The 24,951-nt window shown below is 60.4% G+C and carries 20 protein-coding genes; 8 read left to right on the plus strand and 12 right to left on the minus strand.

The features are described 5' to 3' along the window. The first annotated feature begins 99 nt into the window (after positions 1-99). Positions 100-972, plus strand: a complete 873-nt coding sequence (locus ABH924_RS08805) for a hypothetical protein (protein ID WP_404498093.1) — start codon at positions 100-102, stop codon at positions 970-972. A gap of 572 nt (positions 973-1,544) precedes the next feature. Next, on the plus strand, positions 1,545-2,225 hold the full coding sequence (locus tag ABH924_RS08810; RefSeq protein ID WP_404498094.1) for a hypothetical protein: 681 nt from the start codon (positions 1,545-1,547) through the stop codon (positions 2,223-2,225). Here ABH924_RS08810 and ABH924_RS08815 read toward each other — a convergent pair. From ABH924_RS08815 to ABH924_RS08830, 4 genes are all read right to left on the minus strand, one after another. Beyond that, complete coding sequence (locus ABH924_RS08815) at positions 2,198-3,088, minus strand: PIN domain-containing protein (RefSeq protein ID WP_404498095.1); 891 nt, start codon at positions 3,086-3,088, stop codon at positions 2,198-2,200. The genes ABH924_RS08810 and ABH924_RS08815 overlap by 28 nt on opposite strands. Positions 3,089-3,129: 41 nt before the next feature. Beyond that, a complete protein-coding gene (locus ABH924_RS08820; protein WP_404498096.1) occupies positions 3,130-4,293 on the minus strand; it encodes a TIR domain-containing protein in 1,164 nt (387 codons plus the stop codon). Positions 4,294-4,878: 585 nt separating this feature from the next. Continuing rightward, entirely contained in the window at positions 4,879-7,497 is a 2,619-nt protein-coding gene (locus tag ABH924_RS08825; RefSeq protein ID WP_404498097.1) for a toll/interleukin-1 receptor domain-containing protein, read from the minus strand. An 11-nt stretch (positions 7,498-7,508) separates the two neighbouring features. Beyond that, positions 7,509-10,151, minus strand: coding sequence for a hypothetical protein (locus ABH924_RS08830; protein WP_404498098.1), 2,643 nt, complete (start codon positions 10,149-10,151; stop codon positions 7,509-7,511). A 676-nt stretch (positions 10,152-10,827) separates the two neighbouring features. On the opposite strand from ABH924_RS08830, the gene ABH924_RS08835 reads away from it, so the two are divergent. From ABH924_RS08835 to ABH924_RS08855, 5 genes are all read left to right on the plus strand, one after another. Continuing rightward, positions 10,828-13,275, plus strand: coding sequence for a hypothetical protein (locus tag ABH924_RS08835; protein ID WP_404498099.1), 2,448 nt, complete (start codon positions 10,828-10,830; stop codon positions 13,273-13,275). 623 nt (positions 13,276-13,898) lie between these two features. After that, positions 13,899-14,333, plus strand: a complete 435-nt coding sequence (locus tag ABH924_RS08840; protein WP_404498100.1) for a hypothetical protein — start codon at positions 13,899-13,901, stop codon at positions 14,331-14,333. Continuing rightward, positions 14,330-16,018, plus strand: a complete 1,689-nt coding sequence (locus ABH924_RS08845; protein WP_404498101.1) for an esterase/lipase family protein — start codon at positions 14,330-14,332, stop codon at positions 16,016-16,018. Before ABH924_RS08840 ends, ABH924_RS08845 begins: the two co-directional genes overlap by 4 nt. A 313-nt stretch (positions 16,019-16,331) precedes the next feature. Further along, positions 16,332-16,616, plus strand: a complete 285-nt coding sequence (locus tag ABH924_RS08850) for a type II toxin-antitoxin system RelE/ParE family toxin (RefSeq protein WP_404498102.1) — start codon at positions 16,332-16,334, stop codon at positions 16,614-16,616. After that, a complete protein-coding gene (locus tag ABH924_RS08855) occupies positions 16,616-16,921 on the plus strand; it encodes a helix-turn-helix domain-containing protein (RefSeq protein ID WP_404498103.1) in 306 nt (101 codons plus the stop codon). Before ABH924_RS08850 ends, ABH924_RS08855 begins: the two co-directional genes overlap by 1 nt. A gap of 179 nt (positions 16,922-17,100) precedes the next feature. On the opposite strand, the gene ABH924_RS08860 is transcribed toward ABH924_RS08855, so the two are convergent. Then, on the minus strand, positions 17,101-18,108 hold the full coding sequence (locus ABH924_RS08860) for a transposase (RefSeq protein ID WP_404498104.1): 1,008 nt from the start codon (positions 18,106-18,108) through the stop codon (positions 17,101-17,103). 60 nt (positions 18,109-18,168) lie between these two features. Here ABH924_RS08860 and ABH924_RS08865 point away from each other — a divergent pair, with 60 nt between their 5' ends. Continuing rightward, complete coding sequence (locus tag ABH924_RS08865; protein ID WP_404498105.1) at positions 18,169-18,312, plus strand: hypothetical protein; 144 nt, start codon at positions 18,169-18,171, stop codon at positions 18,310-18,312. Between the two features lie 740 nt (positions 18,313-19,052). On the opposite strand, the gene ABH924_RS08870 is transcribed toward ABH924_RS08865, so the two are convergent. The 7 genes from ABH924_RS08870 to ABH924_RS08900 all read right to left on the minus strand — a co-directional run. Beyond that, positions 19,053-19,349 carry an alpha/beta hydrolase gene (locus tag ABH924_RS08870; RefSeq protein ID WP_404498106.1) on the minus strand — a complete coding sequence of 99 codons (297 nt, stop codon included), beginning with the start codon at positions 19,347-19,349 and terminating at the stop codon, positions 19,053-19,055. A 5-nt stretch (positions 19,350-19,354) separates the two neighbouring features. Continuing rightward, on the minus strand, positions 19,355-19,903 hold the full coding sequence (locus ABH924_RS08875) for an aldo/keto reductase (protein WP_404498107.1): 549 nt from the start codon (positions 19,901-19,903) through the stop codon (positions 19,355-19,357). Positions 19,904-19,950: 47 nt separating this feature from the next. After that, the gene (locus ABH924_RS08880; protein ID WP_404498108.1) at positions 19,951-20,937 is read right to left on the minus strand and encodes an MFS transporter; all 987 of its coding nucleotides are present in this window, start codon (positions 20,935-20,937) and stop codon (positions 19,951-19,953) included. A gap of 28 nt (positions 20,938-20,965) precedes the next feature. Next, positions 20,966-21,730 (minus strand): SDR family NAD(P)-dependent oxidoreductase, encoded by a 765-nt coding sequence (locus ABH924_RS08885; RefSeq protein WP_404498109.1) that lies wholly within the window; start codon positions 21,728-21,730, stop codon positions 20,966-20,968. 162 nt (positions 21,731-21,892) lie between these two features. Next, positions 21,893-22,789 carry an SDR family oxidoreductase gene (locus ABH924_RS08890; RefSeq protein ID WP_404498110.1) on the minus strand — a complete coding sequence of 299 codons (897 nt, stop codon included), beginning with the start codon at positions 22,787-22,789 and terminating at the stop codon, positions 21,893-21,895. Beyond that, positions 22,786-23,793, minus strand: a complete 1,008-nt coding sequence (locus tag ABH924_RS08895; protein WP_404498111.1) for a helix-turn-helix transcriptional regulator — start codon at positions 23,791-23,793, stop codon at positions 22,786-22,788. Before ABH924_RS08895 ends, ABH924_RS08890 begins: the two co-directional genes overlap by 4 nt. Before the next feature lie 456 nt (positions 23,794-24,249). After that, positions 24,250-24,951, minus strand: a 702-nt coding sequence (locus ABH924_RS08900; RefSeq protein ID WP_404498112.1) for an IS701 family transposase, incomplete at its 5' end; no start/stop codon positions are given.

Below are 24,951 nucleotides of genomic sequence, written 5' to 3' on the forward strand. Positions count from 1 at the left end.
AGGGCTCAGGCAGACTCGGTAAGCGCGTGGGTAGATCGACCAAGCAGGACGCTGTTTCTGAGGAACGGGTCCGAGAGCCCGATACGAGATATTGAAGTCTTGATCGTGACAACCGCGGTAGATTTCCCGATTCCGCGCACGAGTGAGAGCGAGATGAAAACGATATCTCAGATCAAGCTTGGGACGGTGGCACCCAAGAATACCTACATACACAAATCCTTGAAGCTGCCTTGGGAGTCAACGACAACTGACCCTGTTACCGCAGTGATTTTCACAGACGCACGGGGCAAGACATGGCGCCAGAGTGTGGACGGAAAGACGTCTCTACTTCCGGGCCGCATGCGGGTACGAATTCAGCTCCTTTGGCAAAAGTATCGGCCGTTTGCCAAGAAGACGCACCACGCGATGTTCGTAGCGACGCCTGGTCCCGATTTTGACTACGAAGCCCATCAATGGCCCCCTTACCAAGAGCGTATGGAGGATGCTGACGACCTACCGCAGGTCTCGATGCAAGATTTTGCCGATGAGCGGGTCTATTTGCCTGAGGACGGGAGAACGATCACGCTGCCGCTTGCGCCTGAAGGAGTCACCTTCGACGTCAGCTCGAGGAGCGTGCATGGCCTGCCAGGGATGCCACTTTTCAAACTCGGCTACGACGTTGAGGGTCGAATCGTGGAGCTGGTGATTCTAAATGTGCAGGATCAGTTTTCCACGGCGACCCTAAGGAAGCTCAGCGCAAAGTGGCTCGAGCATACGTTGGACGGTCAACGGCATGGGCTACTTGTACTGGACGATCGCGTCATTCAAACGGACCCTCGGGCTCATGGAGTGTTTGCCCTCGAAAGCACGACTGGAGCAGGCATCATCGGCCATGCCAGATACGTGCCAGATGGAGAACTGGTGGGAATAACCTTCAACAACATAGACAAAGTTTTCCACCCTGCCTTCCTGACTGGAATTGACCGGGGATGACCTACGCAACGGATGTTCACCCGACGCCGGTCAAGAACGCCAGGTTGAAGCTTTCTAGTCAGGCGTCCGGCGTCACGTTCAACTGCTTCCTGATTTGGCTGGATTCCAGTCAGTGAAGCCCGACCGCATGGTGTCCGCTTCGTCGAGGAGCACGCTGGCCTCCCCACGCCAAGAACGCACTCAGACGACCGAACTGATCAAGCGGGTGCCTGTTGTATCCGATTGAAGCGACGCGCATAGATCACGTCAGATGGCGTTACGTCTCCGGTCGGGAAGTTCCTCCGTGCTGAACTGGCCGACGTTGATACTGTTGCTTGAGCAATAGTGCACCTGAGTTCGTTGGAACTCTCACCGACCCTATGGGAGAGAATTAGATGAGTTCTAGTGGCCGCGGTCCCCGTGACTATAGTTCTGGCACTGTTAAGGGCCTCTTCGCGCTCTCTGGAACCACCTGTTACTTTCCTGATTGCCCAAAGCCTGTTGTCGTATTTATTGACGATGAAGCGTTTACCGAGGCAAAGATCGCTCACATCTATGGAGCTAACGAGGGTTCAGCTCGATATGACCCAGCGATGACGGATGATCAACGGAGGGCCTTTGCCAACTTGATGCTCCTGTGCGGACCCCATCATGAGCTAGTCGACACTCGCCATCCTGATGACTACCCGGCCGAAACGCTACTGAAGTGGAAGGCGGAGCGTGAAGCGGCTATGGGGATCGACCGCAACACGCTAGCTGGAGTGACCGAAGAGAGCCTTATCGACGCGATCTTGAAGACCATCGCAACCGCACCACCTCAGCGCACGGCTACCGTAGAGTTGGGCCTCGGTCTGGCGAGTCCTAGTGGCTGCCTCTCATTTCCGGTCGAGATTGCAAAGGATTTTCTGTTCCTGGACATGTACAAGGATCTAGGTACGCCTGTACTCATATTGACCGTGCGAAACACAGGGGCCTTGAAGGCATACGTGAACAACCATTCCGTTCATTTCAACCCGTACGGGGCGGCACTGTTTGATCCAACCCACTTCCTGTTTAACCCACGTATGCCGAAACAACTCGACGCGGGCGAGTCCTCGCAGTGGTTCTACGACTTGTCCTTAATCGCGACGATGGTAGCCGTGTGTCGCAAGAAGAACGGCGTAGTCGAAAACCTCGTCGCGAAGATCGGTTTAGGATCGGGTGAAGAATTTATGTCGAGCCCACTTCCCGCCGTCTGTCTCCCAGATTATGAAACGGTACCGTCAACAGACTGATCATCCCGCTCTTCTTCGTAGTCTTTGACCCTGAGTGCCTCAAGGCCAGCCTGTCTGGACCGGTAGACCATGCCGTAGTCGGTCGTGACGATCCGGACGCGGTTGGCGTAAGGCATGATGGACCGCGCACGATCGATGATCTCCAGGTCAGCGTCGACGAGTGGCGGTCGGTCAAGCGGCTGCTCGAGGACAACAAGATGGATAGTTGAAGTCGGAGGCTGGCTTGACATGCTGCCTTGTTGGAGCGTCTTACGCTCTCCAGGGAGCGCCGCATTCGCCTCGAGATACTTCAGCGCCAGTCCTGCCCGGCGACGAATCGGTTTGCCGCCGCTTGGCGCATTCGCTCGATTGCGTTTGTGCCGGTCAAGCTCATCGACGACCTTCATCGGGACAGTCACCACAAGCGGGACGCTCGGACGCTCGTCGAGGGAGTCGAGCCAGTCAGCGTCCTTGATTGGGTCATCGAAGTGTTTTAACCACACGTTGGTATCGAGCACGATGGCTACCGCCTCTCCGTCGTCCCAACGCCGCATATCGCTAGCGATCCGCTTCTTAGCGTCTTCGAGATCGACACCTCGTTGTCTCATCTCTCCATCGACGAGTTCGGCCAGGGTGCCTCCATCGACCGTGCTGGAGTCGAGGGAGAGAAGCGACCAGTACCTTCTCGTAGTGACGAGACGGTCTACTTCGTCTGGGTGTAGTTGATATGAGAGTAGATTTCCCTGTTGCGAGGCCCAGGCGAGGTAGCGGTTGTATCGATCGATGCCTGAGATGCCGCTCGACACGTTTGTCAGCAAGTTCCCTGCGTCGGAAATCATCTTTAGGGCGTTTTTCGGGTTGGCGCCTGGAACGAGTCTGATCATGGGGCCAAGATTACCCCCCCATGGGTTCGCCATCATCAGAGCTACGGCTCGCTCGGATCGGCAGGCTGGAGAGATGGTGCAAAGGCCGCTTCCGCCTCACCAATCAGCGAAACCCAGGAAGAAATAACTTGGCGGCCCTCGTACATCACAGTCAGGCCGTGGCGGAGAGTGCGTAACGGAGGCCGAAGGTCGCGAGACATTTTCTGGATGGGCTCGATGGAGTCAATCATTCCCTTAAGGGCTCCCAGGCCCTCGTCCGAAGCCTTTGCCATGAGTCGGATCGATTCGAAAAACTTAAGCATTTCCGACGCCTCGGTGATGCCCTCTCGGACTTCCGGGGGCAGACGCTCGATCATGATCGTCACGCCCTGATCAACGTCGTTCATTTGCGAGGCAAACTGTTCCCCAAACGAACTTATGCGGTTCGCGGGCGCTTCTAGCTCGCCTGCAATTTTTCGCAAAACAGACAAGCGCCCCGCAAATCCTTGTCCTCGCTGGTCGGATATACCCAGATCGGCTGTTCCCTTTTGCATCAAGGAGCCAATGGCTTCTATTTGTTTCCCGATTTCTGAGACAGTCTCGACCCATAGCGGCATCGTCTCCTCGGCCAGGACCATACGATCGAAGAGCCCGAGTTCCTCGTCATCTGAACCTTCTACTAGAGCAGCGGCTGCCGCGGCCGCTGCGGAAACGTCCACCTTCGCAACGGCTTCGTTTGCATCGGAGAGTCGCTTGGCTAAGCGACCGACGGCCATCCGGTACTCCGGAGAAGCCGGATCCGCAAACCGAAGATTGGCCCAAACCTCCCATTGGAACGGCTTTACCAAGGCCATTGCCTCATCGTTCAACTTCTCTTCGTGGAGCGCCGGAACGTCGGCGTACAAGATTGGCATGACAAGCTGAGCGATGCCTAGTTCATTGGCGCGGCGTGCGAAGAAGTTAAGTTCACGGCGACACTCGGCACTCTGGAAGTACCTCGGAGTCAGGACAGGAATAAAGAACGCCACTGAGGAAAGTGACTCATCAATCTTTCCCCGCCAGTCATCGCCCCAATTCAGCTGATCCTGATCCAAAAACAGTTCGATGGACTCGCCAGTAATGAGCTCGTACTCGGCGACGATATCCCTAGCCAGCCGGGCAATCCGTCCGCTATCCGCTTCATCATCTCTGTGGACATAGGACCAGAACCCCTGTGCATTCGCCATTCTCGAAGTATATGGGTTCCAATTAGCGATTTGTTCCTTAACGGACCCGGTGATGCAGCACGGCTTGACGAAGGTCGCATACTCTTGCGAGTCATCAGAGATGCTCTAAGCCACACCCTCCCGATTTGATAGCGACTGAACTTGGAACGATGGACGAGGTCACCGGCTCCCTGTTCTGGGATTAGATCGCTTGCACATGCACTGTTGCTGCTCGGAGTAGTGGAGTAGATCAGTTCGTTAGGACGATGTAGCCGAATGAATCAGCCATTTACGGGGTTGCCGGAATCCAATGTCGCCAGGTTTCGAATTGAGAATGATCAATACGTCGGTCCTTGCTGTCAGGGTCTTAGTTCAAACCTACGATCTGTGTGAGCTGAATCTCTTCGACGGAAAATAGGAACCTCGTCCTGCCGGTTTTGGGACCAAGCAGGGGGTCACCCGACGTTTTCAGATGAAAACGGACGGCAGGGGATGGCGACCGCTGGAGGCACATCACTCGGACGAGCAGGGTATGTAGGTCCAACCCGTCTGTTGACCTGCATGCGCAGCAGTCTGCGGGGGCCCAAAATGCACTGCGCCACCTCGTCATAGCTGCGTCCTAACCATTCGGGCGGGACTCGCGGTTGAGGGTTCCTGCGGGATAAGCTGCACGACGGTGTGGCCGTCGGCGCTCACGTTAACGAGCCGAATATCTTGTGTTCTTGTCGCCACCTTGGCGATCGGCTCCAGAGTTGCTGCATCGACCGCCCAGACGGAGAAGTTGCCGCTGAGAGAGATGAGCAGAGTGCCTCCGTCTTGGGAGACCTGCAGGCCAACGGCCATGGGTCCGAAGAGGTGTGCGGTCAGCAGCTTCAAGTCCGGCGAGTATCTCCTAATCGTGCCGTCTCCACCCACCACCACGATGTTGTGATCGGGTAGCACACTCGCTTTGGTGATTCCGGCCACTCCGGTGGACGCCTGAGCCAGTATCCCACCAGACGAGTCCGCGACGAGGACGCGGCCGTAGTCTGTGCCGAGGACCCGACGAGTTCCGTCTACGGTGACGGAAGAGACCAGCTCTCCATCCGGCAGGCCGGCCCCGCTAAGCTGTCGCGGGCTGCTGGCGAGGTCCGCATCGAGTTCGTCCACATAGCCCGGGCCAGATATCACCACAGTCCGGCTATCTGGTGAGAGGGAGACTGCATGGGCGGGCCCGGGAAGGGCGACGGACCTTGAAATTCCGTGGGAGGAAATGGCGAAGACTTTATCTCCCGCAGCCACATACGCGGTGTCTGCCGTCGCCGCCGTTTCCGGGTTTGGTGGGGCACCCAAGCTGCCTATTGGTGCGATATCGGTCGTGGTCTTGAGCTTGACCGTACCATCGGTGTCGATAATGACGATCCCTTTCGCGAGTGGCACCGCCACAGCGGCGTGGTCTGCGGCCTCAGCCCATCGCTCCTTCGACACAGTGAGAAAATCTACGCGTCCGTCAGGGTGAACAACGACGGTGTGGCCACTGTCCGGTGAGTTTGCTATGACAACCCGTGATTGCCTGTCCCGGGAATCGATCTCATCGGTGGGATATGCCGCGCTGGCTGGGAGTGCGATGGCATGGTCTAAGAGAGTGGGGGCAGCCCACGCCTGGCCTTTCATGGTGCACCCGATGCCCGCCGTCGGCGTGCTGACCGTTCTCGGGCTTGTTGCCTCGCCGTCTGCGGAGAAGGCCACATGGACGTCAGCACCTAAGGCCTTCTTGAAGCCGGCGACAACGTGGATAGTGTCCCCACACTGCAGGATGGCGTTAGTCTTTGATAGATCAGGGACATCGCCAACTGACGAACTGCCCTCGAGTGGGATCGATGAAAGCACGGTTCGGTGTAGCGGCGCGCCCACCGGCCGTCCGGCTTCAGGTAGGGCGCGAATCTCGACTTCGCCGGAATCGGTGAGCGTGAATAGGCGCGTAGACGAATCTGCTACCAGAAACGCAATGGTCGCGTTAATCCCTGTCGCCGTAGCCGTTTTCGCACCAGTGGGGCAGGATTCGGACCGGAATAGCTCACCTTCCTTGTCGAGCCACCATATTGCACCGTCGGGAGCGAGGCTTATGGAGATCACGTTCTGCTGAGGCGTTACTGTTGCGCGACGTTCCTTCACATTGATGCAGATGAGATTATTGGACGTGTCAAGTGTGTAACCTGTCTGTCCATCTGGACTCATCGCAAGTCGACTCTTTGGTCGTCCGTCGAAAGGTATCTTGGCCACGCCATCGGCTATTGCTTCTACGACATAGAGTGAGTCGCCTTGAACGACAAGGGCTGTCTGACCATCGTTGGCGACGGCCGCGGCCGAGGGGACACCTGCGGTAATGACGGCGGTTGACCGGTAGGCGCTGGCTTGAACAGCCTTGAGCGCGCCATGTGTGGCTTCGTTGTCGCTTAGGTTCACGCCGCGCTGTGCGAGGTCGAGCGACGCCGCTGTCGTGTCAGCGTGCAGAGCTTGCTGAGCCAATTGCAGGGACGTGACGTAGCTGGCCCGCTCGCTCGCGGCGGCATTGCTGAGCGAGGCTTGTTGCCAGGCCAGAACCGACACCACACTCAATGTCAGCAGTATTGCAAGAAATGAGAGCGCGGCGCCCCGTAGCTGGCGGCGTCGCCTTCGACCAGCCCGGAGAAGCTGCGTAATCCGCTCCTGAAGTATGTCGTTCGTAGACATCCCGAGCTGCGATAGCGGAGCGGTGGATAGGAACTCAGCATCCCTGATCTGTGGCCGATTGATGCGTGAACGACCGGTTCCGATTTTTCCGATCGAGTTCAACTCGCTGACCAGCCGAGCGTGTATTGCGGCCGTCTCGTCACCGGCACTGAGCAGTGTGATGAGACACTGAGGATCCTCCTCGGGGCCACGCGCAATTGTCTTAATAGGTTTACCAGCATGGGGCATTCCCAGCGCTGCAATACGCTTTCCGAGGCTGCGAGCGTACTCGTGCTCTCTTCTGCAGTATTCGGACGCGTGCCAGGCGCGAGTCTCCAGGACAAGAAATGTGGAGGCCTCGTCGATTGCGTCGGTGATGGTCGGCCAGTGCTGCTGGCCGCTGGGAATTCCAGGGAGTTCAAGCCCTGCGGCTTCCCTCGCTGCAGTATCCATCCAGACGCTGAATCCCTGAGACCGAAGCGAGTCCGCTACAAGTGTCGCTCGGTCCCGGTCTGCTGAGGCGTAGGACAGCATGAAGTCCGCCACTAGTCGGCTCCGATTGTGGTGGTCAGGTTTGAAAGCGACCTGTTCTCAGTTTCATTTTCAGGCCGCGGCGCACTGTGATCGAGCCAGGCTGATAATTCCTTCTCGGAGGTAAGAGGCACTTTCAAAACGCCTCCGTCAGCTCGGATCTCCCATGCGGTATTGCCACCTAGTGCAACGTCCCGGATGTGCGAATCCCGGTCGTCAATCGGCGAGAGATTCAAAATGGTGCTTCCGTCTTTGGCGCTGACTATGATCCCGCCGGATGAGCCCAACACGGCGACTCGTGATTCGTCTTCGGAGACTCGCATGGCGTACGCGCCCAGCGTGGTGCTGAGATGGCCGATTACCCGCAGCTGGCCGTCGGCCTGTTCTGCCAAGGTACCGTTCGAGCTGACAATGAAGACATCGCCAGTCGGTCCGGCGGTGGCTGCCACCGCTGGGGACCCGAGCTCTGAAAGTGAGGTCGGGGAGGCCTTCTCACGGTAGACCGTACCGCCGCTGGTGACTGCGATGGCGGTGCCGCCGACCAATCCAACCCAGATCGGGGTACTGGATGGAGAGAACTGGGTGCTTTCCTGCGAACCATCAGCGCCTTTTGAGACCATGCCCTGCGGGCTGGCGAAGGCGGCCCGGGCTCCGTCGTCGCTGGCAGTTCCAATGATGAAACCGGTGAGCAGATTCCCGACGCTGGAACGCCATACGACCTTGCCGGCCGGTACATCGACGACATAGAAATCGCCGCGCCCAGCGAGCTGATTGAAGACGAGAGCCCTCTGATCTGTAACGGGAACACTTCCGAACATGGAACCGGGGAAGACTGCCCTCAGTTTTGTCAGGTTTGAAGAGTCGAGCACGTCAACAGCCCCAGTATCTGGATCCGAAACCGTGATGGTGCTGCCATCCTTGGATAAGGCGACCTGGGGTCGGTAAAACACCCTGGTTAACGGCTCCGACGTGGCAAATGTGCTGAGAATCTGGCCTCCTGCGGGTTCGGGGTAGGCGATGGCCGGTGGGGCTTCCCAGAGACGTAGATATTGATCGGCGCCGCATGTCGCCGTGCGGCCTCCTGGCAGGGCGCCAATCCCAGTGATCGGCCCCCGGTGGGCGAGATACTGTTCGGATATGGTTCCGGAGCTTACCCCGACCTGCGTGGTCTGAAGCATGTTGAATCCGACAAGCCAGTTACTTCCGCTACTGACAACCATTTCCCCATGCCCTGAGACATGTGTGGCGACCAGCCCGTTGTTCGTACGCTGGAAGCCCTTTGCGCCCGCCTCAAGGGCGACGTAAACCGTCGATCCGTCATCACTGGTGGCGATACCCACCTTTCTATCTGGCACCTCTACGGTTGCGGGAGCTAGAGCTTCGCCGGTGCGCAGGTCTACCGAGAGGACCCGGTTTCCATCCAGTAGCGTCGCAATTGGGGCTTTCGCGGCCAGTGAACATACGACGGCATCGGGCGATTTGAGGGTTACGTGCGTGGGATCTGTCGACCCTGTTTGGATGTCAAGGACGGAGAGGTCGCCCTGATTGACCACCAGAGCACTTGATGTGCCCGCCCAGCCGCAGAAGGTTCCCGTGAGCGCCCGTACAGTATGGCCGCTGTCGACATCGACGAACCGCTTCCCGATCAGGATGACCTTGCCGCCTGGCGCGATCGCGGCCGGAGAGATGCTATCCGCCGGGTCCGCAGCGAAATGATGGGTCCGGCGACCGTCGGCGCCGTCCCGCACATCGGTGCTTCCGTCCACGTAGCGCAGCACGATCGCCCCGGTGGTTGCATCCGAGGCCATCGAGCGTGGTAATCCGGGCAGTTCTATGCTCCGATGGGCCGGAACTGTCTGAACGACTTGTCGTGCCGCGGACACTGCTTCTGTGGTTAGGCTCTCATGAAGGGCCTGAGCTGTCAGGATCCAGGGTAGATCTGGGTCGGACCCGAGGAGAGTTGTGGCAAGTCCGGAGAGACGCACGCTCTGCGCTGCTCTGGCGCGCGTCTGAGCCAGAGCAGCTGAAGCGTCCGCATCTTGGCGTTGGACAAGAGCAATGATGGAACCGGTAACAAGGATGCCGGCGACGGCGGCGGAAATCGAGCGAAACAGCAGGCTTCGCCGGCGACGGGCTTCAAGGCTCGCCCTGACGAATTCGTGGACGTGCGCAGATGCGGTAGCCGATGAGGCGCCGATAGTCTTCATGGCATCGTCGACGGTTGGGCCGCGTAACAGCCTAGTGCTGGTTCTGCCGGCGCCGATCCACTGATCCGCAACGCCTTCAAGGCGGACCAGCGCTGCGAGGGTCGATCCCCCAACCTCGGAAAGCAGAGCTATCCGTTCAACCACTTTCGACATGGGAAGATCGCCAAGGATCAACTGCGAAAGCTTGCCGAGAATCGCTGAGGCCGCTGAGCCTTCTACGACAGGTACCAACTGCTCGCGCCAAGGATCAAGCTCGCTCTCCAAGGCTTCCTGGTCGACCGAGGCTTCAGCTGCTATCGCAACGACAAGCAGGCTGATCGGAATGGTTGGCAAGTCGTCTGTGGGCCCGGTGACGGTTTTGCCGCGTGCTATGAGTTCGCTCGCCAGTTGCTCGATGTCGGCACACGTTTCTCCGACGCGATAGATCCAAATCGGTTCCCCCTGAGTCATTGCCATAGCGTACTTGGAGAGGCTCACTTAGACACGTAATAAAGCAAACTGAACTCAAGCAGCTTTGCATTCTAGATGAAGGGACTCAACGAACTCAGCCCCCGATTCTGGCGAGAAGTCGCTACGGCGGTGCTTTCTGCAACCGGTGCGTAAAGCGCGAATCGTGGGTGATGATTTCGTGCGGAGCAAGTAGTATTCGATTCTAGTCAACTTGCTAAGGCGCGCCCATCTCGGATGGGTTTCGGATTTGGAGCACAGATCGAATCGTGGCCACTTTCTAGCGTCTCGCCTCCATGGCATTGGTCCGCTGGAGTATGACGGGTGAAGGGGTCGTATGCGAAGTGACGTGCAGGTGAGTGACTTGCGGAATATCCATATACCTTTATGGCAACGTTGGATAAGTCCGCACGTTTATCTTTGCCCTGCACTGACGGCCACGGCCCTTGTACTCTGGATCGGTATGACGGCGCTGAACCGGTGGCCTTGGGCTGCGCTTCCGTCGGCGCCATGGTTTCTGCCTGGCCCCGGTAATCCTCTCTATTCCCTCACGCTGGTCGCACTGGTGGCCGCATCGCTTGCACTATTCTGGGCGCCCAGGGCACGTCAGCAACGCGCTTGGCGTGCCGGGCCACCCGGGCTGGGTGGGGCGCCAGCCGGTATGCTTAGCGTCATTTTCGTGTTCGCCGTCGTGGGCATTGTCCTCGGGTTCTTGTCGTTCTTGCCGTGTAGCGGTGGTGTCCCATTCCTAACGCCGCTCACTCACACCGTGCTGCTGTTCGTCGGTGCATTTGAGGGCGTTGTCATCGGACCCCAGGCAACCACGCCGTGCACCGGCGCGCTTCCCCTGGCCTTGGACCTGGCGCGCTTTGCTACGATTGGAGCCACCTTTACCAGCGCCGCCACAGTAGTCGTGCTGCTATCGCGCCACGTACTTTCGCGCTTCGCAGTCAAATGGGCTCGCGACGTCGATTTGGTCGTGGGGTTGACTCCGATGTCGGAGCCCTTAGTGCAGGCACTTCTCGATGAAGCTAACCCCCAGACGGATTGCGATCCCCGGTGGGCCGGGAGAGGCCGTCGGCCGCGGACACGTGTCGTCGTCTTGTACGACGATGCACTCAATCCGCTCGTGGCTGATGTGGCAGCGTCGGGGGCGATTGCGATCGTGGGCAACGCCACAGACCCGGCTATTCTTCGACCAATTCTCACTCACCGCCGGTTATGGCGACCGGGGGAGAGAGTCCCCAGCCTCCGTCGACTCTTCGCAGTAACAGAGCGACAACACGTGAATCTCCGCATCATCGACGCAGCAACGCGGGCACTCGACGGAACGGAGCTTCAAGACTCGGCACGAGTCATCCCGCGGCTAACCGCCCGGCTGGACGATGCCCGCGAGGCGCTCGACTTCCGACTCGCCCACCCCTCCGCGGACCACGGGTTCATCGACGCGATCTCCACGGACGAACTCGTAGCGAGAGAACTTGTGGACGATCTCGCTTCAACGGGGTGCCAGACGTTGCTGATCCAAGGTGATAGCGGGCTGGTAACTGCACTACTTGATGCCATCGCTTGGCGTGCCTGGTCCATGGTAGATCTGGCCCGCGCGGAGCGAACGGGCGTCACGGTCACAAGCGTTCCGACTCACGATCTGCCGCTTCGCATTGTCCTCGTAGGGAAACGTGCCCGCCATGTGCTCGAGGAATGGAGGCGCTCCGGGCCTCCGACGTCGGCGGCCCTGGGAACCGACGTGGTTGAGGTCCGCGAGGAATACTGGCAAGACTCAGTCGGCGCCGTGCTGCAAGGCGAACCAGCTGGATCAACCGCGCTGGTAATTTGCGAGGCTACCCACGAGACAGCGGGCGCCGCTGCACGCCTAGCCCGGATGTACCCCCAAGCTAGAGTATTCGCTCTGGACCCAGAAGCTAGGGGAATTGAGTCGCTCGAGCGTGTAGGGGAAACGCGGAGGGCGCTCGTCACCCGCTTTGGGCCGATGCTGCACAGGACGATATTGACGAGCGCAGGTGAATCCCGTATGGCGGCTCCAGAGGACGGATGGACTCGCCTGGCCCGTCATCTGCACGGGGCGTACATCAAGGAGAACGGCTCGGACGGTCGTCCGGCTCGACAACCGTGGGGAGACACAGGTGAACCTGCGGGCCAGAGAGCCCCCGAATTCGTTCGTGAAGACAACCTCAGACAGCTTCGACACCTCCTAGCGACTTGGTGGTGTCCGAAGTCAGGCCGGAGTTGGTCGCCATACGGGCCTATTGAGGGAGGAGTACCTGACGATGAAGAACTGACGATGCTTGCACGCAGTGAGCATGAGCGCTGGGTGAAACTCCGGATTGAGAACGGCTGGTCAGGCGACATAGGTGATCCGCCAGAAGACGAGTCCGAGGACGCCAAAATCGCCAGACTCACCCAGGAAGATGAGAAAAGGGTGAATCGCAACATCAGGATGTGGGAGACCGGAATTCCTATTGATGCCAAGGGGACTCCAATCCGAGACCGTGCCATCCCGGAAGACAGCAAGGCGTTGGGCGGCAAGCGCGGTCTGCATAGCTGGAACAAGGAGAAGGTCGTGCGACGATCGCTTGAGGTTCTTCGCGCCTTCGGCATCGTGCCTGTGCGTTCGGAGGTGAGATACCAGCGTGTCGGTGAGGTGGCGGCGAGACAGCTGACGGAGGCCCACACCTGGCAATCGAGCCAAGGCGACCGGTTGTCTGGCGAAGTGGGCGATTGGATTGTCAGCTCGCCAGAGGGTGGAGAACGCACAGTTGCAGCAGTCGAGTTCGAGAAGTTGTATGAGGCAATTAGTGAGGGCACCTTTTGTCGACGTGGACTTGTGACAGCACGGCAAACAATGGCGAGGGAGTACGTCAAAAGCCTTGAAGGGGAAGCGACAGCAGAGCCAGGGGACTGGATCGTTACCGATGATCGCTGCAACAGTTGGCCGGTGCCGGACCACGTATTTCGGCTCAGCTATGCGAGGGTAGAAAGGCCGTTGGGCGATCCACAGACTGCTGGCTCCGAATCGGCAGAGCGAGTTCGGCCCACTCAGAGTGGGGACGGAATGCCAGAGGGGAAAACCTACCCTAGCCACAACCGAAGTGCTGAGTGTCCTTGAAGGGCATTGCTGCGTCATACATCTGCACCAATAGGTGATGACCGCCAGTTCAGTGTCGGATACGGGCCAGGGGGCTTCACAGAACTCAGAAGATATGGGAGAGCATGGGCGTCAATGGCCCGCATACTTGGTACAGCGACCCCCTTCGTGTGCCTGAGCTCCATCCAGACAGAAAACCTCGACCTGACCTCGACCAGGCCTTTTCGCTGTGACGTGTTACCACCACGCCGAGAAAGCCATCCTAGCCGGCGCACGTGACTTTGTCGCGCAATTGCGCCCGGGATGGTTGAAACACGTCCCGCGCTCGGGAGGCATGCGGGCACCTCCCTGTCGTGCTGCACCGACTGGCCCTAAGGTTGTTGTCCTCCCCGTCGAAGAGCGTAGCGAGGCAGATTATCCGGTGCCGACTGGCTCGACGGGTGCCGCGGAACGCGGTTTTAAGGGGGCGCCTTGTACACCGGTCTCATCGCGAGTTGGGATGTTCAGCCTAGTTCTTCCTTCTTCCAAGCTTGCTCCTCTCCGAGCCGCCCCGTAACTTCTGCCACTATTTCCGAATCGACCCGAAATGCTGGTGGCGGCCCTTATAGTCAGTCCAGGCTTTGTTATCAGAACGGGGGGGAGAAATGGGGCGACGGCTGAGGTTCCTTTTTGGAATTTTGGTGCTTGTTCTGGTCGGCGGCATCGGAGTGTGGGCCTTCATCTTGAGGGATGGTGCAGGTGAAGCTGCAGCGACTCCAACAATGTCGAGCTCACCGGTCAACCAGTCGCCACCTACCGATCAGGAGCTGCTCGCTCTCCAGCGAGCTATATCGTCCGGTGATTCGAAGGCGATCCTTTCGATCCTCGGAGAGCCCAGCGGCGAGGCGGTGGATCCTGGGACTCTCGAGAAGTTGAAAGCGATGGACATCAAGCTCGATACCTCAACGCTTCACCAGTTGGACAACGGGCCAGGATGGGAGATGGTTGCAAGGGATACAACCGGACTGTCGTGGCGAGTTGGGTTCCTAAGGGACAGTAGCGGGCACCTCGTTGTTGTTTATGAGGAGCCTGTCCGATGAAGAAGTACATCGCTGGCTTTGCGGTCCTTATTCTTTTGCTGGCGGCAGGTTTAATTGCCGCGCCATCACAAGCCGCTACTACTGTCAGGACCTGTCCATCGCAGTCAGCGGACTCCATAAGCGAAATCCGAGGGATTCCGGTCGTGTACGTTCACGGATGGACGGCGACCGGTGCAGCCGCCGAGCGTGAAACTGTACCGCTGCTCGCCAAAGCCCTGGGCGACGGTTATCAGGTATTCACCTTTGATTATGGCTGGGCGAACACCACGTGGGGGGCAGAAGAGAAGATCAGCGGGTGTCTAGCCGAACTCATCGAGCACCTCTCGGATGCGAGCAAAGCAGGATTCGGCGCAGGTCAAGTGGCCGTGGTAGCTCACTCGATGGGTGGTTTGGTGAGCCGTGCAGCAACAACTTATCTCGCTGCAGACGGACGTTCGGACGCCTTGGTCGGCATCGTGACCCTGGGCACGCCACATCAAGGGACGCCTTTTTACGGCGGGCTGGCAACCCTTGATGAGACCATCTCCAGAGTTTCCCCACAATTCAGGGGAGGCATCGTTCCCGAATGGAATAAGGTCTCCACTCCTCCAAATGATTCTCCCGCCTCCAAATGCCTTGCCTTCCCTCACCCCGCGCCATGCGCCCCGGTCCCTTATGTTCAGTCGGGGCAAAAAATCGCATCTGTGGCCGGTCAGGTCAACGTCGCGGTCACGTTTTTCGGCCTCAAATTGCGTGATGCCGCCGAAATTGATGTCGGGGACAGTATTGTTCCGACTGAGTCGGCCCTTGGATACCCGGGCTCCTTCCAAGGATCGAGCCCCATAGGTGCCTACTTGGGTGAAAAGAAGGTAGTCTGCCAGCTCACAGCTTCGGAGATCAATGCACATGCCCTCCAGCTTGGATTCTTTGACCTGGTCACGGATAACTCATATCTGGACGAGAGGAGCTCAGGCCAGGCCGGCATTGCGATGTCTTCATGGGCTACGGTCCTGAACTTCATCGGAGGTCCGTGTAACCATGGTGCCTTGCCGACCAGCAAGGAGGCACTCGCCGACGCAGCACAATTCATCCGCGACATGAATGTCGGCGACTTTGGTCTGGAGAGACAATTCGACGGAACGACACCGGACAATTACTTCGCGGGGCCCTCTGACCAGATTCACTTCAAGTTCAACTATCGCCCGGAATGGAACGTCACGGCTGCCTACTTGAACCATCAGGTCCAAGTAAAAGACGAGCGTGGCCAGGTACTGGCAGAGTTGTCCTTCCCACTTGATTTCGAGCCGGTACCGCCGACGACCATTCCGACACACCTTGTGCAGCCGCCGGTCAATGGCAGAGGCAACCTGCAAGCGTCGGCCAAAGTTTGTACGACCTGTAGCTTGCAGGTGCAGTCTTTCGCGCTGGACTCTCGGGAGATAAAGTCGGCGGGTCAGGACGCCCAACTGGGCTGGGAAAAGCCTGTATTGGCGATAACCCAGCTCGCAGACACTTCTACGCCTCCTGCGTCAGTGGGCGCGAACTTCGGAGGACTCCATAAGATTGAGACGCCACTTGGCCATTCCATCGTTGCGCAATGGAGTTCTTTTCGGTATTTCAACACCATGGATGAGGCCCAGGCGTGGCTGAAGTCCCCCGACCATGAGTCGGTCGCCCGGATGCTGCTGTCACTGAAGTTCGACTAACTCGGCGACATCCTGACGTCCGGACGTGCGGCAGGCGTCGTCTCAGCCCGGGTCAGGCGCCTCAGAAACTCTAGTTATGAGGGGATGCGGTCATGGCCCCGATTTCCCACCGATTCAGGGTCGTAGCTGTCTCATCGAGGTGTCTTGAAACTCCTTAGGACAAGCTGAAGCCTGGTTAGGCGAGTCTGCTCTCCGTGGTTATACCTCTTGAGTTGTAAAACCTGTGGGTTGTATCATGGCTTTGGTGGGGAAAGTCGACTTAGGTCTGGTGGAGTCGTGGCTGTTGGGGCTCGAATAGGACTCGTACGAGCAGGTGATCGCCGCGTTGGAGCTTCTTGCTGAGCGTGGTCCCCAGCTTGGCAGGCCGCTCGTCGACACGGTGGTCCGTTCACGGCATCAGAACATGAAGGAACTGCGCCCGGGGTCGAGCGGCCGGTCGGAACTGCGGATCCTGTTTGCCTTCGACCCTGAGCGGCATGCGATTTTGCTCGTTGCGGGCGACAATGCAGGTAACTGGAGCAAGTGGTACAAAACAAATATCCCGATTGCAGATGAGCTGTTCGATGATCATCTGAGGATTCTGAAAGGAGGATCGTAATGGCAAAGACTATCGAGGAAATCTTGGCCAAGCGGCCTGTTGACCGGGTTGCTGTGGACGCCCACAAGAAGCTCCTGCTCGATGAAGTCCGGGCCTACCGGCTTCGCGAGCTCCGGGAGGCATCCGACCTGACGCAGGTCGAGCTGGCTGCGCGTCTGCACGTCAGCCAGAACAGGGTGTCCCGCATCGAGCACGGCGACATTGACCGCGCCCAGGTCGATACATTGCGGAAATACGTTGAAGCTGTCGGCGGCCGACTTCGTGTCGAGGTTGAACTCGGCGACGAGCGGATCCAGATCGTCTGACCCGACAACCTGGACAAGTACTCATGCACCCCTTGGTTTCGCAGGGAACGGATTCACAACGGGCAAAAAGGAAGTGTTGACAGTGTCAACACTTTTTCCGTCGGACTGGGTCGTACATCGGTCGGACTGGCTCGTACCGCCTATGTTTTCGGGAGTTCCCAGTGATGTTCCTATGGTTGTCAATTCGTTTTTTGAGTGCCCTGCTCCTCGAGCCATTTCCTGTAGCTTGTTGCGAGGTCGTCGTTGCGCATGAGGCCTCGTTCGATGCGGGAGATAACGGAGGGCCATTGGCTGAGTTCGCCGGCGACCGCATTGACGGTCAACCCGAGGCTTTTGCGTTTCTGGCGTAGGTCGGTGATGCCCGGTGCCGGTACCGGGTTGAATATCTGTCGGTATATTTCACGGGATACGTAGCGTTTGAGACAACGCATTATCTCTCGCTTGCTTTTTCCTTCCGTGGTGCGTTTACTGACATAGTTTTTCGTGCGTGGACACGAAGCCATGCGGGTCAGCACCACTTGATGCAGGGCACGGTTTGCGTTGCGGTCACCACCTCGGCTGAGCCGGTGGCGGGTCGTTTTTCCTGACGATGCCGGGACGGGTGCAACCCCGACGAGTGCCGCGAACTGGGCTTCGTTTCCGATCCGTCCCCGGTTGTCTCCCACGGTGACGAGGAGCTGGCTGGCAACGTCCTGTCCTACGCCTGCGAGGTCGCAGAGCAAGGGCGCATAGGAATCGAGGATTTCTTGCAGGGCAGCATCGGCGGCGGTGATTTCCTCGGCCAACGCCTGGTAACGGGTGGCCAGGGTTTTCAAGGTCAGGGCCGTCATGTATTCCGGGTCGGCCATATGGCCTGACTGCCTGCTCCGGTGGAGGGCGGTGATCATGGCAGGAGTGGCCATCCCCCTGTATTTCGCCCGGAGAGCGTCCGGTGCCGACACGAGGAGACCCTTGATCTGATTGACTGCTGCCGTGCGGGCCTTCATCGCCGAAGAGCGCGCGGTACGTAGGATCCGCAGGCATTCGACGGGTCCGTCTTTGGCTTTCGGGGTCGATAGGCCTCGTTGAGCCAGTACTGACTGGGCTGCCTGGTAGGCATCCAGGGGATCGGATTTGCCTTTCAGGCGACGCTGAGCCCGGTTCGGCCGGTTGACCTCCAGGACAGTGAGCCCTTCGCTGCGGAGCACCTTGGACAGCCCGGCACCTTATGAGCCGGTTCCTTCGACCCCCACCGCGGCAGCCGTTCCATGACTGGCAATGAAGTCCAGGATTTTGCGGTATCCGGAGCCCACGGCGAGGAACTCCTGATCGGCCAGAGGTTTGCCGTACTCGCTGATGATGGCGACGTGGTGAGTATCGGCATGCGTGTCGACGCCGACGAAGACATTTAGCGGTTCTTTTGCCAAAATGGAAACTGCCCCTCAGGTACCAGTGATTAGTTGACGGGCACGTGGGCCAGGTGGGCAGACAAAACGGTAATGGGACTGGTCGAATCAGGCTCCTATGAAGTCATGTCCGCCTGGCTCAACGTGCTTATAGCGGAACTTGAACCGGCGGACAGATCACAGGGAAGACAGCACCCGCAGGCACGTCAGTTTTCAAGTGAGTCACACCGGTTCAAGACCAATTTCAGTATTACCGTTTTCAAGGCCCGGAATGCGGTTCGAGTCACACCTCGGGCACAGCATTCCCCCTCGTCAGAGGGGGTTTTTGCTTTAACGTGTGTACATTGATTCTGATCGAGTCCCTCTGACGCTGGTTGCGGCTGGTGCCTGGCTGCCGCGGTGGCCTGTTCAGGTGTGTGGGTGGCGGGTTCAGTGTCCTGGCTGGTGGACCCTCTGCCTGCTCTGGGGTGGGGTTTTGCGGTTCCTCGTTTCGGTTCTGTCCGGTCGGTTGTGGATGGCCAACACCAGTTCAGGATTCCGGATCCAGCATGACGAAACCGACTTTGGCGCGGACGTTTCTTGGAAAGCTGCTTCTGGTCGTAATGGGGAGCTGTGCCTGACCGCTCGTCCTGCCAAAAGGGGGCGTGGACAGTGTCAACACTTACGTCTGCTTTATGGAAGTGCCCATGGCGGTCCGCCCTTGAGTCTTCGACGTACATGCCGTCAACGCACGTGCGTGCTCCGGGCTACACGAGGGATCGCGCCCGTGTCTGGAGCCATGACGCGATGCGGTCAAGGCCGGTGGTCATTGCAGGTGTCGCTGGCCGGTTCAGGAATCCGTGCCGTGTTCCTGGTAGGTGTTCGTTTTCGACGGGCACGTGGTGGGCTGCCAGTTCTGATGCGAACGCGTCGCCGGACGCACGTAGTGTGTCGTATTCGGCGTTGAGGATCAGGGTGTCCGGGAATTGTGAAAGGTTTGCTCCGCCCGGGAACGCGCGGGGGTCGTTCATGTATTGAGGGGATCCGGCGTAGTTTCGGTTCATGCGTTCTACCGTTGCCGGGGTTTTGTGTAGCCGTTGGCTTCGGCGGCGTACTGGATCTTGGCGAACTGCCACGCGAACATGCTGGACGCGCCGAGGTAGCGGGCCTTGCCGGCCTTGACCACGTCGTGGAGTGCCTCCATGGTTTCTCCGACCGGTGTTTCCGGGTCGTAGCGGTGGATCTGGTAGAGGTCGATGTAATCGGTGCCGAGCCGGGTGAGGGAAGCGTCCACCTGTTCCATGATGGCTTTGCGGGAGAGCCCGGATCCGCCGGGGCCGTCGTGCATGTGCTGGTGGACTTTGCTGGCCAGGACGATGTCGTCACGGCGGGTGAGTTCCTTGATCGCGCGGCCGACGATCTTCTCGGAACCGCCGAAGCTGTAGATGTTTGCGGTGTCCCAGAAGGTGATGCCCAGGTCAAGGGCCTGCCGGAAGAACGGCGCGGCAGCATCGTAGTCGATCGCCCATTTCTCCCGGGAGCCGTCCCCGTACCCCATGGTTCCCATGGAGATGCGGCTGACCTTCAGGCCTGATGAGCCCACACGTGTGTATTCCATTGTGCTTTTCTCCTCTGTGATTGATTCGGTGACTCGCACCCGGGTGGTCAGATCTGGTGGGTTGTCGGAGTGTGGCGGGGTAGGTAGCGGCGCAGGGGCGAGCGCAGGGCCACGGACACGGCGGCGAAGACCGCTCCGGTAACCGGGATCCAGGCCACGCCGAGGGCCTCGACGGTGAGTCCGCCCAGGGCGATGCCGAGCTGGATCGCGACGACCGAGAGGCTTGTGACGGTATCGGGGGCCTCGTGGCCGACGATGAAGACGACTTGTTGGTCGAAGACTGCCGCGGCGGCGTATCCGGCTCCCCAGATACTGAGGAGCACGAGGGCGGTGGCCAGGTTCATGGGCAGCACCCCCAGGCCGAGGAGGCCTGCGACGATCAGCGTCGGTGCGCTCAGCAGACCTGCGAACAGGGCACGACGGGGCACGCGTCCGGCCAGGGCTACTCCTGCCAGCCCGGCGATTCCCAGGATGGCGAGCCCGGCGCCGACCATGTCCCCCAGGCCTGCGTGTTCCAGGAACGGGGCGATGTAGGTCAGGACGGCGAAGTGGGCCAGGATCAGGAACGCCGTGCGCCAGCCCAGTGCCTGGCCGAGCAGGGTTCCCAGCGGCGTGCCCGCCGCCCGTGCCGGGTTGGTGATCCTCCCGACAATGGGGACCATGATGGCCCACAGCAGCCCGTGCGCAACCCCTGCCAGGACCCGCCCGGTGATCGCGATCGGCACGGTCGCGCTGAGGGCAACGAGGATGTTCGCGGCGGCGAAGACGGACAGGATCGCCGCGAACAATACCCGGCGCGGGACCCGGATCGTGAACCGAGTCAGGGGCAGGACGGTAACAACGATCGCGGCCGCGTACACCGAGGTCAGGGACCCGGCCCCGGCGATCCCCGTGCCAAGGTCAGAGGCGATACGGGTCAGCAGCCCGGAAGGCAACAGTTCGGTGGTGATGCTGGTGAAGCCACACAGGCTGAGCACGACGAGGGGTAGCAGGGACGAACGGGTGCCCGTAGGCGGGGTGGCTGTGGTCGTCACGATGGGTGGATCCAATCCATCGCGGGGGTTAGGCTTGGTCGGTGGGCATAATCCACAGCTCGGCGATTGAGGCGTAGCGGGGCCGGGTGACCATGTAGGCGACGCCGTCGGCGATGTCCGCAGAGGCGAGGACTTCGGTCTGTTCGTAGAACGGCGTTGTCATCCCGCTCTGGACCTCGGGGGTGTTGTGCGACGCCAGCTCGGTGTCGACGCCGCCCGGTTCCAGGACACCGACTCGGACGTGGCGCCGGGTGACCTCCTGGCGGAGGGATTCAGTGAAGCCGTTGACGCCGAACTTGGTCAGGTTGTAGACGCCGTAGCCATTCCAGGCCACGCGGCCGGCGATCGAGCTGATGTTCACGATGTCGGCGACCTGGCGCGGGCTGTTTTCGGCTGCTTTGAGCAGGTGCGGCAGGGCGGCGTGAGTGGTGTGAAGCAGGCCCTGGACGTTGACGGAGATCATGCGGTCCCAGTCTTCGGGGTCCGCGCCGAGGACCGGGCCCAGGAGCATCAGGCCTGCGTTGTTGACCAGGATGTCCAGTTGTCCGAACCGTTCGATGGTCTTCTCTACGGCGGCTTGGGCCTGGGCGCGGTCGGTGATGTCGGCTTCGATGACGAGCGCCGTGCCGCCGTCGTTCTCGATGTCGGCGGCGAGGGTTTCGAGGCGGTCCCGGCGTCGAGCAACGATCGCGACGGACGCGCCGAGTGCGGCGAGTTCCCGTGCGGTCGCGGCGCCGATGCCGCTGCTGGCCCCCGTGATCAGGGCGGCGGTTCCGCTCAGTTTTGCTGTCATGGGGTGTTTTCCTCCAAATAGTGGGGCCGGTTTTGGGCATCCGGTAGCCACTGGCGCTCAGCGGATCTGTAGTGGCAGTGATTCGGGCAGGGCTGGTCCCGGCCGGCCGGTCCCGCGCCCCCGGAGGTAAAGGGGAGCGAGGCCGGCGGGTGGGGGCTGGTGTTAGGCGTCGTTGTGGGCGAGGTTGCTGGAGAGTTCGCGGTGGGCGTCGGCCTGGTCCTGGAGCGCCGTGGCGCGTTGTTCGAAGGTTTCCACGGCGTCGGCGCCGGCGGCGAAGCGCAGCGGTGGTTGCTCCAGTTCGGCCAGTTGGATCAGGGCGTCGGCGAGTTTGGCGGGGTCCCCGCCCTGCAGGCCGTTCATGCTCTTCCACGCCGTGACGGTCTGTTCGGTGCGTTCGGCGTAGTCGGCGATGGTGGATTCGGCGTAGCTTGTGGATTCGGGGGTGAGCAGTTCGGTGCGGAAGAATCCGGGTTCGACGAGCATGGTGCGGATCCCGAAGGGGGCGATTTCGGGTGCGAGGGACTCGGCCCAGCCCTCGACGCCGAACTTGGACGCGGCGTAGGCGCTCAGGAACTCCCCTCCGGCGATGCCGGCGGTCGAGGAGATCGTGACGACCAGGCCCGAGCGCTGGGTGCGCAGGACCGGCAGGGCAGCCCGGGTGACGTTCATGGGCCCGAACATGGTGGTTTCGATCTGTGCCCGGAAGTCCTCGGGGGTGATTTCTTCGAAGAATCCGGCGTAGAAGTTGCCGGCGTTGTTGACGAGCACGTCGATCCGGCCGAAGCGGTCGACGGCGGCCTGCACGGCCGCTTCCGCCGCGGCGGGGTCGGTGACGTCGAGTTTCACGGCCAGCAGGTCCTTGTTCTCGCCGATGGCCTGGGTGACTTTTTCCGGGTTGCGGCCGGTGGCGACGACCGCGTGGCCGGCGGCAAGGGCCGCCTTCGCGATGTCGGTGCCCATGCCACGGCCCGCTCCGGTGATGAACCAGACTTTTTTCCCGGTCATGTCTTCCTGCTGTTCTGTGCTGGTCTGTTCCGGGCTGGTTTTCTGTTCAGTCATGGTTCTGTCTTTCCTTGGATATGTGTTCCTGGCTGCGCGGGGGAGCGCGGGCCGGGGGTGGTGGTTCCACCGGCCGGGCCGGCGGTGGTTGTTTCGGGAGGCGTTCCCGCCCAGCTGGCGAGGAACGCCAGCGTGTTCTCGGACGCGGAGCCGGGCTCCGCGGTGAAGGTGAACAGGGTCTGCCCCTCGTCGCCGGGAAGGTCCAGCGTCTCGAACTGCAGGGACAAGTCCCCGGCGAGCGGGTGATGGAAACGTTTCGTGCCCGTGGTGTGGATCCGCACGTCGTGCCCGGCCCACAGGGCCGCGAACAGCGCGCTGCGCGTCGTCAGCTCCCCGACCAGCTCGTTCAACGCCCGGTCATCGGGGTTCCGCCCCGCTTCCAGGCGCAGCATCGCGACCGTGGTCGCCGCGATAGCGCGCCAGTCGGGGTAGAAGTCACCCGCGCCCGGATCGAGGAACAGATAGCGGGCCTGGTTCGGCAGCCGGGCGGGGGTCCCCGGTCCCGACTTTTCGGCGGGGTGGAGTTGTGCAGCTGAGTTGAACTGTGCGGCGGAGCTGAACACCGGCCCGTACAGCGCGCGGCCCAGCAGGTTTGCGGCCAGCACGTCCGAACGTCCGTTCTGGACGATGGCGACCGCTGCGGTCATCCCGTCCAGCAGGCGCAGGACTCCGGGACGGACTCTCTGCTGCGGTGGCCGGCGTGCCGCCCGCGGCGACGGCGCGTTGGCTGTCCTTGCCAGATCCATCAGGTGCGCCCGCTCAGCCTCGTCCAACTGAAGGGCCGAGGACACGGCCTCGAGCACAGCGTCAGAGACGCCGCGGATACTGCCGCGTTCCAGTCGGGTGTAGTAATCCGTGCTCACCCCCGCGAGATGCGCCACTTCCTCACGGCGCAGCCCCGGCACCCGGCGCAGTTCCCTGTATGTGGGGATGCCGGCCTGTTCCGGGCTGACCTTCGCTCGACGCGAGATCAGGAATTCACGGATTTCGTCTCTTCTGTCCACATCCACCACGCTACGCAGCTGCGGCGGCCGGTGGCAGTGTCCATCAGACACCCCCATTTGAGGAGGTGCAGCTGTGGACGCTCATAAACGATTTTGCCGCCCTCCCACCCCGGCGTGCCATGTTTCATGGACCGGGTCCACGGTCTACGTAAAGGACACAACGTTTGCGTTACTTTTTCGACCTCTGGCGACGCAGGCAAAGACTGGGATGCTGTATCCGACGAGGCATCAGGCACGCTATGTGAGCACTGTCGATGAGATTCGGTGGGCGCTTTGTGTCCTAGTACTACAGTCGCGTTTATAGGGTGTGTCCGCGGGCCTTGTAATGACTATGTCGTGCGCGGTGTTGGTGTTTTCGCCGCCAGGTTGAGTGTTCCAAGACGTGTTCGGGGGCAGTGGTCCGGTGCCAGACGAGGCGGACGAGCAGGCGCCTGATTTCGGGCAGTGAGAGCCGGATCAGTTCGCCGTTTCCGGCGGCAGGGCCCCTTTTTTGGAGCGGATCACGGTCAGGAAGGCGTGGGCGAACATGGAGAGGGTGATGTGGCGGTACCAGCCGGTGTATTGGCGGACCTGGTAGTGGTCCAGTCCGGTTTCTCCCTTGGAAGTTTGGAAGGTTTCCTCGATCGCCCAGCGGGCGCCGGCGATCCGCACCAGCTCGGCCAGCGAGACCCGGGTCGGGCCATGGCAGATGTAGTACGCCAGATCGCCGGGGTCTTTCAGGGAGCGGCGGGCCAGCAGCCAGTGTTCCCCTGTTTCAGCGGGTCCGTTGATCCGGGTTCGTGCCCAGGAATACCGGCGGTCGCCCTTGGTCCCGGCCCCGGCGGTCCGGGTCCGCCAGGCATTGGCACGCAGCGAAGCGATGAGTCTATCGGCGCGCCATTGCTCGCCGATGCCGGCGGTGGGGGTGATGATGTTTTGGTTCATGGGAACGGCCAGCACATAATGCAAACCTCTGGCTTCCAGACGGCGGCGCAGCCCCGAATGCTGTCCGTAGACAGCGTCCCCGGCGGCCCAGCGGGCCCGGATCCCGGCATCCAGGGCCCGGTCGATCATGTCCGCGGCCAGTACCGGTTTCGTGGAGAATTCCCTGGTCGTGGGGATCCCCGCCCGGGCGCATCTTTCCCGGTCATCGGCCCAGGTTCTGGGCAGGTAGAGTTC

This window comes from Arthrobacter sp. GAS37 (assembly GCF_044908325.1).
Lineage (GTDB): Bacteria > Actinomycetota > Actinomycetes > Actinomycetales > Micrococcaceae > Arthrobacter > Arthrobacter ramosus.